An 11,971-nucleotide genomic window follows, 5' to 3' on the forward strand; every position below is an offset into this window, starting at 1 on the left:
AGGGTGAATAGTAGATACCTACTATTCACCCTTATTTTATGGCTTAAATTAACCTTTGAGCACTTAATTTTTAAATCTTCAATACCTATATTAAATCTTTAAACGCTCAGAGAGGTTGTAGGTTTTTTACTCGTTCTGACGTTAAATATAGCGATACTAAGTACAATAATACCCCCTGCTAGACCAGTCATAAGCCCAGGATAAATGAGCAGTAACGCGCCAATGGCTAATATTGCACGCGTCAGGAAGTTCATACTTCCTTTGAAATAGCCCTCTAACGCGGCACTTAGTGCAATAACACCCGTAACAGAGGTCAATACCACCGTGACTATGTCAATAATAGGCGGTATTGGGTAATCTTTAGCCGTTACTGCCAGACCAGTAGGATCTATCATCAACATGGCAGGATTATAGATAAACATAAACGGTACGATAAATCCGGCCAAAGCTAATTTTAGTGCCAAATATCCGGTTTTCATCGGATCGCCGCCTGAGATACCAGCGCCCGCGAAAGCTGCTAGACAAACCGGCGGAGTAATATTGGCAAAAACCCCAAAGTAAAACACAAACATATGCGCTGACAAGATAGGAATATTAAATCCTGCTAAGGCTGGCGCGGCCATGGTCGCGGTGATGATATATGCAGGAATTGACGGCAATCCCATCCCCAAGACCATCGACGCTAGCATGGTTAAGATTAACGTGAGTAACAATGACCCCGCCCCTAACGTCACAATTGCAGAGGTCATTACCGTACCAAAGCTGGTCAGACTCACCACTCCAATGATAATACCAACTACCGCACAGGCGGCCATTACTGCTAGTGACTGGCGAGCACCATCTTCTAGAGCACCCAAAATATCAGCAAACCCCATTCGCGTCTCTTTTCGCAGCAGACTAACCACCACTGTGAACCCAATAGTATAAGCGGCTGCATAACCTACCGGTACATTTTTGATCAATAGATAAATCAAAAATACAATCGGTAGTAACATATGACCGCGCGCTTTTAATACCTCTTTTACCTGCGGGAGGCTCTCTTTGGCAATGCCTTTTAAGTCGCGACGTCCTGCACGAAAATGAACTTGTGCGATGACTCCCAGATAATAGAGTACCGCTGGTAACAAGGCCGCCAAAGCGATAGTGCTATAAGGCAACCCTGTGGTCTCTGCCATAATAAAAGCACTGGCCCCCATAATCGGTGGTAAGATTTGGCCGCCGACCGAAGCACTGGCTTCTACTGCACCCGCAAAGTCTTTATGATAGCCAACCTTTTTCATCAAAGGGATGGTAAACGCCCCGGTACTGACCACGTTCGATAAGGCTGAACCATTGATACTGCCCATAAAACCGCTTGAGATTACGGCCACCTTGGCTGGACCACCTTTTTTATCACCTGCCAGCGCTAATGCCAAGTCGTTAAACAGCTGTCCCATTCCAGAGCGCGCCAAAAATGCCCCAAACAAAATAAACAAAAAGATAAACGTAACCGATGCCCCAATCGCAACGGAGTATAGCCCTTCAGTTTTCAAAAATAACTGACCAAAAATATCACCAAAATCATACGGTCGAGTGAGTAGCCGGTCAGGCATAAAGTCTAAATGACTTACGAATGGATAGAGCAAAAATATCGATGCCAATATGGGCAAAATCAAACCAGTGATTCGTCGACTGCCTTCAAGCACACAGATAACGGTAATAATAGAAAATATCACATCCATCTGATTTGCCATTCCACCGCGAGAGGTCACAATGTCTTGGTACTCATAGATGAGATAGGTTACTCCCGTTAAGGACAGCAAAAACCAAATCCAGTCATACCAAGCCACCTGTTTACGACTGCTTTTTTTACTCGCTGGAAAGATTAAAAAAATCAGCGCAAAGCCAACCCCTAAATGCACCGCCCGTTGTAGCAACGCTGGCATGGGATTGAAGGTGACATATAAATGAAAGAGGGAATATAAGATACAAATCCCAGCAATAAAATATTTTACTGGTCCTTGGGTGATATGACGGGTAATTGACTCGCGGTCATATTTTTCCAATATCGCTTGAGTGACGTTAGGGTCAACATCATTATCAACGCTGTTATCAACATCAGTATCGGCATGAGCGTTCGGCTGCTTCGACAAATCAGTGTCATCGCTAGACATATGAGGCGCGCTACTGTGATTCGTCGCTTTGGAGTTCATGACAAAAGTCCTTATTCAATCTATCAATTATACTATACGCTTTGGGCGTAATAGTTACTTCGGAATAGTCTGGCGCCCATTGATGAATCAAAATCCGATGGTCAGCATAATCAATTTCACCTTTGGTTAGCCTCGATACCACCCAATTAAGACTAGGCAGTCTCTCATTGATTCGATACCCTATATAGCCAGGCTTTTTTACTTTAGCAACTGCTTCGGTTGCTGGCGTGCCTGCACCAAAAGCTTCAAAGTAAGTCGTGGTCAGCAGTAGCCCGTCGTTCTCACGGTGATACTGCTCCTCCCACCATTGTTTTTCCACAGAATGAATCCAGCGCAACTCGAAGTTGGGTTCGACGAAATAACATACCTTTTCATCAACCCGCACCTCTATTACTGACTCACGTGTAGAGACCACCCATAGCAGAAAAAAAACGAGCGCAACAATGACTGTTGCGCTAGATATTAACCACAAGCGTTTATTTTGCGGCTTGTTCATCATAGTATCTTTTGGCTCCAGGATGGATAGGCGCTACCATACCTTGCTGTGCAGTATCTAAACTGATATCAGCGGCCGCTTGGTGTGCATTTCTCAAACCCTCTAAATTATCAAATAAAGTTTTGGTCAGTTTATAACCATCCGCTTCAGATAGCTCAGAGCGTACTAATAATGCATTCATGATTGCCGCAGTTGGAACCGCAGTTTCATTACCATAAGTGCCTGCAGGAATCTCAAAGGTTTTGAAGTAAGGTTTTGTTTTAATAAGCTCTTTAAGCTTGTCTTGATTGATACTTACCACTTGCAAGTCTAAGCCCTGCTCTAACTCTAATAACGATGAGTTTGGTAGCCCACTACTAAAGAATGCAGCGTCAATTTTGCCCGCTTTCATGGCATCAGCAGCATCAGCAAAGCCTAGATAGTCTACCTCGACATCATCATAAGTCATGCCAAAGCCTTCTAATAACGTTCGGGCATTGACCTCAGTTCCAGAACCTTGATCGCCAACCGCAAAGCGCTTGCCTCTTAAGTCTTCAATATTTTTAATTCCAGAGCCTTTGGTGGACACTAGCTGCACCACATTGGGATACAATACGGCAATCTGTTGAATATTAGTAATTGGCGCATCAAAGTTATTTTCACCTTTAACCGCATCAGTGACGACATCACTAAGAGCCAATACCATATCAACTTTGCCTAATGTCAATAAATTGACGTTTTCTACTGAAGCGCCTGTGGTTTGAGTCTTTGAGTTGACACCAAAGGTTTTGACATAGATTTCTGCTAATGAGGTGCCAATGATATTATAAGGGCCTGATGCACCGCCTGTAGCGATAGTGACAAACTCGGCATCAAGTTTGTCATCAGCAGCTGGAGCAGCGGCGTCAGTTGCCGTAGTGTCACTGCTTTCTGAGCTTGGAGATGAGCACGCTGTCAGGCCTAAAGCGGCGCTTAGCATAGCGGATAGCAGTAAAGGAGATCTTGAGGAATTAAGCATTGATTTCATCCTTGAAGTTGAGCGATTTGATACATTTGACCACATTAACGTATAAATGTTAAATGATTTACAGGTCTGCAATGATATAGCAATTTTTGAAAAAAATATACTGTAGTCTATTTTTCCTTTTATATTCAATAGCTTATATCTTAGCGATGTTTTTACAATAGACAGACTATAACCCTACTTTTATTATACTAGATCTTAATACCACCTCTTATCATCAGAATTTTGGAGAACCCTTATGACATCACTTATAGTAGAAGATACGGCGCTGTTATCTGCTAATATTGCCATTATTGGCGGCAGCGGCCTATATCAAATGCAAGCCTTAACCAATAAGCGTAGCGTTACTATACAGACGCCATATGGTGATCCGTCTGATGATATTATCCTTGGTGACTTAGATGGTGTAACGGTGGCCTTCTTAACGCGACATGGGCAAGGCCACAGGCTGACGCCATCTGAAGTACCTTATCGCGCGAATATTTATGCGCTGAAAACTTTAGGCGTGCGCTATATTATTTCGGTATCAGCAGTAGGCTCATTACAAGAAGCCTTTAAACCTTTAGATATGGTTGTTCCAGATCAAATGATCGATATGACCAAGCATCGAGTGAGTACGTTCTTCGGAGATGGTGCGGTTGCTCATGTGTCAATGGCCGATCCACTGTGTCCTGTTCTAGCAGGTATACTAATGCGTGCTTATAGTGAAGCAAATATTAATGAGGGAACCTGTCACCCAAAGGCGACCTATGTCTGTATTGAAGGGCCACAGTTCTCAACTCGTGCGGAATCGCACTGGTATCGGCAGATACAAGCAGATATTATCGGTATGACCAATATGCCTGAAGCCAAATTAGCGCGTGAAGCCAGTATCGCCTATGCAACCTTAGCATTGGTAACGGACTTTGATTGCTGGCATCCTGTTGAGGAAGCGGTCAGTGCGGATTATGCGATTCAAAACCTTATAAAAAATGCCGAAAATGCTCAGCAAGTAATCAAGCAAGCGGTGGCGTTAATTGCAGCTGAGAGGCCCGAATCAATTGCCCATAACGCTTTAGCACAGGCATTGGTCACCCCGATTGAAGCGATGGACGAACAGACTAAGACAAGGCTTGCGGCGTTATTATCGTAGATTGTCCATATTAATTATTGTGTATCACCAGTAATCGCATGGTCATCAAGCCAGCCCGAAGGCAAATGCTGTAAATCAGCGGGCTCATCAATATCATGCAGTGGCTCTAGTAGTGCCAGCGTCCAGCCTAGTGCCGCAATACGTTGCTGGGTCACTGCGGCTACGCTATCAACACTCCATGTCATATTTGAAAATAAACTCTCATGAGCGTACTTTAATCCAAGCAACACATAACCACCATCTGAAGCAGGAATCATTACCGCATCGTGCTGATCTAATTGCTGCACTGCTGCTTGAATGCATTGTGCTGTTAAGCTGGGGCAATCGGTACCTATTAATACTATTTTTTGATACTCATTTAACGCCTGATGACTGGCATTCAATAAGCGCACCCCTAAGTCGCCCTCCATTTGAGCTGACCACCGCAACGAGTTAGGTAAATCAATTTTTTGCCAGCAGGGATCAGTAGGCACAGGACTGACGCACAACTCAACCACATAATCGGTAGCTACAGCGTGCTCAACACTATGCAATAGTAACTTTCGAGCCATACGCACCGCACCATTACTGCCAAGTGCGGGTTGTAGACGAGTCTTCGCCATATCTTGGGCCGGATATTTAGCAAAGATAACAATACAGGTATCTGTTTTGGCTTTTTTGACTGTCTGTTGGCTGGTTTGCGCTAGGGACGTTGTTACTTCCTTCACCATACTTATCCCTCTAACTGCTATTATTTTCCTAATTTCTTCTATTTTCCTAGCCACTGTTATTTTTTAATTATTATAATAACGTTGCTTTGATATCTCAGGTGAGATGCCGCGCCAGTAATCAAAACGCAACTGCCACATTAAAAATATCGTTCGCCCTGTGCCATTCTGCTGCCAGCGCCGTGCTGAAGTGGTCGCTTTACTACGTAAACAAGCAGGCTTAGCGATATTTTTTAGACGTTTGCACAGCTCTATATCCTCCATCAACGGCTGATTGGGATAACCATCAATTTGTTCGAATAATGACCTTTTAATAAAAATTGCCTGATCGCCGGTAGCTATTCCCGTCAACCGTGAACGCACATTCATCATTCTACTTACTATGCATAGCATCAGATTGCGACTGTCTAGGTGCACGTCAAAGCGTCCCCAAGCCGATTGGACCATTGCGTTTTTGATATCACTAGTAGCGTTAATTGGCAGCTGAGTATCCGCATGTAAGAACAGTAATATATCTCCAGTGGCTAAAGCTGCACCCATGTTCATCTGACTGGCACGACCGGCGGTAGTTTCGATAATTTGCCAGTCGATAGATGACTGCCTATTCTCTACTAATTCATTAATCAGTGCTTCGGTAACGGCTACTGACTCATCGCTTGAGCCACCATCCACTATTATAACTTGCTCTGGTAGCGGATTAAGGTTAGCCATATGTGTAATCAACTGGGGCAGATTTTCCGCTTCATTTAATAAGGGGATGATAATAGAGATGCTAATTGAATAGTTAGTCATAGTTGGCAACACTCAACTTATTTTTTATTTAAGCGCCAATCGTAATCGGTATAGCTTATGTTGATTTTACCTTGTTTTAACGATGCTGCTTGGGTTTTGTCTAACCCTAACGATTGACTATAACGTCCTAAAAATCCTGCTAGATCATTACTGTCACGCCAGCTGGTGGCAAAATCTTCTTTGTACCATTTAAAGAGTGGCGATATCTCCAACGTATTGCCTTTTATACGGTTGCGACTGTTATCTGCTAAGAATTTAGCAGTGACTTGCTCCAACTGTCTGTCCAAACGCTTACCCGTAAAGGCATCATTTTGTAGCGCCGGACAGCCAATACTGGCACAGTTAACCGCAAAGTGAATACGGGGGTCGTTATAGCGTTGTGAGCCGCGAATCAGAGTATGTTCGACATCATCTAGCGAGCGGGTTTTACCCAATAACGGAATGAAATCTTGCTTCCACGGCGAGCTAAACAGCGAGCCGATATCTTTGATTGATTTGATATTGGGATACTTGGTGAGGACTAATTCGACTGTGCGGGCATTATAAACGTTGATTAAAAATGCCAATTGATCATTCTTATTCCAACGATCAAATCCAGATTGGCTCACCTTGCTAGTAGCATTAAGATAATCTGTCAGCTGTGACTTATCTGCTTGCATACCTATATAATCAACCACTGACGCTTTGCCACCATTGGTCATAGTAACGTGCTGATCTAACAAGCTATCCCAACTTTGATGGCTAAAGTCTGCATAGACTGCGACACTAGGCAGTAGCATAGCTACTGCGATAAGAGATTTTAATATCGAAAAATTAAATAATGACATCGGATTAGCTCCGTCTAAAACGGTGGTATTTTTCCACCCATTTTAATAGGGTTTGCGGGGCATGAGCACGTTTCCACTCGCCCGCAGCGGATTTGTTGGCTTCGCTCATGGTGGGATAGCTGTGTATGGTACCAAGTATCTTATTAAGTCCGAGGCCGTGTTTCATAGCAAGAACATATTCGGCGAGCAATTCACCAGCGTGATTGCCTACAATGGTCACGCCCAAGATTTTATCTTTTTTTGGAACGGTCAGTACCTTGACCCATCCGGTAGCGCGACTGTCAGTAATCGCCCGGTCAAGCTCAGCAATATCATAGCGCGTCACTTCAAATTTAATACCTTGCGCGCAAGCCTCTTGTTCATTAAGACCAACGCTAGCAACTTCAGGATCAATAAATGTCACCCTGGGTATCACTCGATAATCGGCTTTAAACTTTTTAAAGGTACCAAACAACGCATTGACAGCAGCATACCAGGCTTGATGCGAGGCCACATGGGTAAACTGATAAGGCCCAGCAACATCACCTGCAGCCAAAATATTGGGGTATTTAGTTTCAAGATAATCGTTAGTCACGACGGTGTGTCCCTTATCCACATCAGGATCAATGCCTAGTTTTTCAAGTCCATATCCTGTCATGCGCGCACGGCGACCGACAGCAATAATTAGCGCATTAAACTCTAAGACATTTTCAGTATCATTGTGCTTCACTATCAGGCGTTGGCTGGCATTGCTGTCTACACCCATGCGTTCACAACGTACCGCATCATGCTGGAGTAGCACCTGTACACCATCGGCTTCAAGACTCGCCTTGGCATAGTCTGAAACCTCTTGATCTTCTTTTTTTAGCAACCGCGAACCGCGCTCCACTTGAAAAACGTTAGATCCTAAGCGCGCAAAAGCTTGCGCCAATTCGCAGCCAATCGGCCCACCGCCAATGATGACCAAGCGCTTTGGCGGTGCTTGTTGTTTACTAAGCGCCTCCCACATAGTGTCACTGGTCAGATAATCAACGCTCTCAAGTCCTGCTATCGGCGGTATAACCGGTTGGCTACCAGCGGCAATGATAATATTGCGCGTGGTTAGACGTTGACTCTTACCTGCCTCGTCAACAATCTCTACTGTCCACGGATCAATGATAGTGGCATAGCCTTTGATGACGTCGACGCCGAGGTCAGTATAACGCTCAACACTATCATGAGGCTCAATTGTGGCAATAATACGATGTATCCGCGCCATGACTGATTTAAAGTCATAATCGATGTCGACATTTTGCAAGCCATAATCCGTAGCATGACGCATATCGTGAGCAACTTTGGCACTTTTTATCAGCGCTTTACTGGGTACGCAGCCATAGTTGAGACAATCGCCACCCATTTTATGAGCTTCAACCAAGGTGACTTTTGCTTTAACAGCCGCTGCAATATAAGACGATACTAAACCTGCAGCGCCTGCCCCAATCACTACTATATTTCGATCAAAGGAGGAGGGTTTAGTCCAGCCTTTATAAACTTGTCGGCCTTTGTACCAATTAAGGAGTTTCTTAGCAATGAGCGGAAATACTGCTAACAAAGCAAACGAGCCCAGTAGCGCGGGCGAGATGATGTCTTTTAGACTGTCAATTTGTGCCAGTTGTACACCCGCATTGACATATACAAAGGTGCCCGCCAGCATACCGATTTGGCTGACCCAATAATACGTCCACGATTTAATCGTGGTCAGTCCCATTAAGATATTGACAAGGAAGAACGGAAATAACGGCAGCAGACGCAAGGTAAATAAATAAAATCCACCGTCTTTTTCCATACCTTGATTGATACTTTTTAACTTAGTAGCAAATTTATTTTGCAAGCTATCGCGCAGTAGATAACGCGAGGTAAGAAAAGCAAACAACGCCCCAATACTGGACGCAAAGGAAACCAGCAGCAGACCCCACCATAGGCCGAACAGTGCTCCTGCCAGCAGGGTCATCAATGCGGCACCTGGCAAGGAGAATGCCGCGATGACCACATACGTTAAGAAAAATACCCCACCAACTAGCAGGGGTGTATCATCACGCCATTGATAGAACTGACTTAGACGTGCTTGAATCCCTTCCAGTGTGAATAAATCATTTAATCCAAAAAAGAAAAATCCAGCGACGACTAATGCAATAGCAAGGACAATCAGTACTTTTTTCATGCGTTGCCCTTTATATTCTGAGTAATATTAGATGTGACGTTATAAATTAGACGGTTGTGTCTTCTGCTATATTTTGTGCTGTGCTGTGTTTTGTACTGTGTCTGTTATTGCCTCTTATTCTAAAGCGCCGCCACAGCTACTTCCCTGTCCTGCCGTGCAGCCATAACAATGGTCAGCAATAGCGATGTCATCATCGGCAGGATTTTGGGTTAGTAGATCGCTAAGCTGTCGCCGCGACTTATTAGGTACAGGAATCTCTAACTGCTGGTTAAAATCACAATCAAATAATTCTCCCAGCCAATTGACACTGATAGTCGAGCGGCACATCACATCGGCTATATTAGCTGCTACATGATTTTTCTTGAGCAAATCCATATAGGAATGAAACTCGTTCTTGGCCAATAATACCGCACCAAAGCGCTTAATCGGCATATTGGTCAAAGCAAATAGCTGGTTAAATTCAATATCAAAATGCTGCTTTAACTCACGCTTATAATCAGCTTCGAGCTTCTGTTGATTGGGCGGCAATGAGGCACCTTGCGGGTTATAAACGAGATTTAGGATTAAATCTTTTCCATACCCTAAACTATTGAGCTTTTGTAATCCTAAGATACTGTTATCAAACGCGCCTTTACCACGCTGTTTGTCCACGTTCTCTAGAGAATAACAAGGCAATGAAGCCACTACTTCAACGTCATTATCAGCCAAGAACTGCGCCATATCCTCATAACCTTCTTCCATGAGGATGGTCAAATTACAGCGATCAATAACCTTGACACCTAATGCGCGCGCAGCGTTGATTAGATATTTGAAGTCGTCATGCATTTCAGGCGCACCGCCAGTCAAATCCAGCGTATCGATATTTTGTGCTTGCAAGACTTGCGGAATCAGCTCAACCAATTCGCGTGACATCATCTCTGTACGATAGGGGCTGGCCGCAACATGACAATGTACACAGGACATATTACACAAGTAGCCCATGTTGACTTGTAGGGTTGTCAACTGACGGCGCTTGATGGTAGGAAAATCAGTATGTTCGAGTAGTTCAATAGTAGATTTCATGAGGGAATAGAATCCAGTTGATAGCACTCTTGGGTATGAGAAAAAAGGAAAACTTCGTATGAATATTTCATTTCCCATTATTAAACTGTTTAGTTGCTTTATTATAACACTATCTAATAATTAGTTAATCTAATCAATACTACCTTATCACGCACTTATTGTTTCGATTAATAATAGCAAACCATCTCGTTATTCCAAATTAGTATTAACCTTGATCAGTTTTTACAAAGCGCTTATCGATATGACGTTTTAAGTACCATAACCAATGGCCTTGTAAGCTGATCTTGCCCCAACTGGCAATCGCATACTTATCACCGCAGGACAGCAAATATAAAGTGCGTGCGCTCGGCTGATACTTTTTTAGTGACTTGCTGGGTAGCGGCTTCTTTGGCACTGATTCTCCTGCTACATAGGCAAGTAAATTATCAGCCATCACCGCGCCGCCATGTACCGCATGAACCCCGGAGTGCGCCACCTTTTGATCTACTCGCGTTGCCACATCACCCACTGCAAATACATTGGGATGAGAGATACTTTGCTGGGTGCCATTAACAGCTATAAATCCATTATCTACCGTTTCTAAATCCGTGCACTTTGTCCATGCGGCACCAGTGACCCCAGTGGCAGCAATCACCGTATCCATTGGTAGAGAATCTTGGGTAGTGAGCAGATGACTTTTACTATAGCCCGTTGCTCGCGCCTTAATCATGGTAATGCCATGGCGCTTGAGCTGATTGATAACACGCCGCTTAAAGCGCTGATCAAACCCAGACAATAGATTTTGCCCACAGATCAAATACACTTGATGATTGGGATTGATGCGCTGCAAAGCGACTTGTGCAGCCATGACCAATTCGGTCGCTGCTGCCCCTGCGCCAACAATTGCCAGTCGATAATGGGTAGCGTGCTGAGCATCTATCATAACCTGCTGCCACTGATGAATAAATGCTGATAGTGGTCTGATAGCAATAATAGCAGGAACATTATGGATAGTAGTTATAGCTGTCCTTAACCAGTACATATCCGTATCTGCACCGGTATTTAAAGACAGTACATCATAATCATAGTCAAAGCCAAAGGGCTCGCTATCAGTGGTCGTCACCGTGCGAGACGTCGCATTGACCTTGACTATTGGCTGCTGAATAAAGCGCACGCCTGCCTGCTCGCAGAGTAACTTAACATCAATACTGATGTCATCAAGACCATAATGTCCCGCCATCCAGCCGGGTAACATCCCAGAATAGACAAACTGCGGTTGTTCAGTAATCAAAGTAATATCAGCATTTGCTAGACGCTCAATGCTAAAACGACGCAATAAGCCAATATGAGCATTGACCTGCGCCTGCTAATAATAATTTCTTTACAGGCAAGTTTTTCATAAGAGTGCTTAAAAAATTATTTGGTTATTTAGTAAAGCATAGTCAATTCACAATGCTATCGGTATAAAGAAATAAAGCACAAGCCAGACATTAATAGGATTAGAGAGAGTAGAGCGGTTTTATAATAGACTGACTATAACGGTATTAGCAGATAAAAGTACAAGCGCAATCAGAATTAAAACATAACTTAAAAGGATTTAAG

Annotated in this window: 10 protein-coding genes; 1 reads left to right on the forward strand and 9 read right to left on the reverse strand. The window is 43.8% G+C overall.

Annotated features, from left to right (window positions below):
- Positions 1-98: 98 nt before the first annotated feature.
- The 3 genes from AAEY88_RS03720 to AAEY88_RS03730 are packed head-to-tail and all read right to left on the reverse strand — an operon-like array spanning position 99 to position 3,685.
- Complete coding sequence (locus AAEY88_RS03720) at positions 99-2,192, reverse strand: TRAP transporter permease (RefSeq protein WP_350559232.1); 2,094 nt, start codon at positions 2,190-2,192, stop codon at positions 99-101.
- Positions 2,164-2,691: a DUF1850 domain-containing protein gene (locus AAEY88_RS03725; RefSeq protein ID WP_350559234.1), complete on the reverse strand. Its 528-nt coding sequence runs from the start codon at positions 2,689-2,691 to the stop codon at positions 2,164-2,166. Before AAEY88_RS03725 ends, AAEY88_RS03720 begins: the two co-directional genes overlap by 29 nt.
- Positions 2,669-3,685, reverse strand: a complete 1,017-nt coding sequence (locus AAEY88_RS03730) for a TAXI family TRAP transporter solute-binding subunit (RefSeq protein ID WP_350559236.1) — start codon at positions 3,683-3,685, stop codon at positions 2,669-2,671. The genes AAEY88_RS03725 and AAEY88_RS03730 overlap by 23 nt, the downstream gene beginning before the upstream one ends.
- A 244-nt stretch (positions 3,686-3,929) precedes the next feature.
- Here AAEY88_RS03730 and mtnP point away from each other — a divergent pair, with 244 nt between their 5' ends.
- Entirely contained in the window at positions 3,930-4,823 is an 894-nt protein-coding gene (gene mtnP / locus AAEY88_RS03735; RefSeq protein WP_350559238.1) for an S-methyl-5'-thioadenosine phosphorylase, read from the forward strand.
- A gap of 14 nt (positions 4,824-4,837) precedes the next feature.
- Here mtnP and AAEY88_RS03740 read toward each other — a convergent pair whose 3' ends face one another.
- From AAEY88_RS03740 to AAEY88_RS03765, 6 genes are all read right to left on the reverse strand, one after another.
- Positions 4,838-5,533: a TIGR04282 family arsenosugar biosynthesis glycosyltransferase gene (locus AAEY88_RS03740; RefSeq protein WP_350559240.1), complete on the reverse strand. Its 696-nt coding sequence runs from the start codon at positions 5,531-5,533 to the stop codon at positions 4,838-4,840.
- A gap of 63 nt (positions 5,534-5,596) precedes the next feature.
- Positions 5,597-6,322: a TIGR04283 family arsenosugar biosynthesis glycosyltransferase gene (locus tag AAEY88_RS03745; RefSeq protein WP_350559242.1), complete on the reverse strand. Its 726-nt coding sequence runs from the start codon at positions 6,320-6,322 to the stop codon at positions 5,597-5,599.
- Positions 6,323-6,339: 17 nt separating this feature from the next.
- Entirely contained in the window at positions 6,340-7,149 is an 810-nt protein-coding gene (locus tag AAEY88_RS03750) for a DUF547 domain-containing protein (protein WP_350559244.1), read from the reverse strand.
- 4 nt (positions 7,150-7,153) lie between these two features.
- On the reverse strand, positions 7,154-9,328 hold the full coding sequence (locus AAEY88_RS03755; RefSeq protein WP_350559246.1) for an FAD-dependent oxidoreductase: 2,175 nt from the start codon (positions 9,326-9,328) through the stop codon (positions 7,154-7,156).
- Between the two features lie 114 nt (positions 9,329-9,442).
- On the reverse strand, positions 9,443-10,390 hold the full coding sequence (gene arsS / locus AAEY88_RS03760; RefSeq protein ID WP_350559249.1) for an arsenosugar biosynthesis radical SAM (seleno)protein ArsS: 948 nt from the start codon (positions 10,388-10,390) through the stop codon (positions 9,443-9,445).
- A 205-nt stretch (positions 10,391-10,595) separates the two neighbouring features.
- Entirely contained in the window at positions 10,596-11,705 is a 1,110-nt protein-coding gene (locus AAEY88_RS03765) for an FAD-dependent oxidoreductase (RefSeq protein WP_350559252.1), read from the reverse strand.
- Positions 11,706-11,971: the final 266 nt, after the last annotated feature.

The organism is Psychrobacter sp. CAL346-MNA-CIBAN-0220, assembly GCF_040309805.1.
Lineage (GTDB): Bacteria > Pseudomonadota > Gammaproteobacteria > Pseudomonadales > Moraxellaceae > Psychrobacter.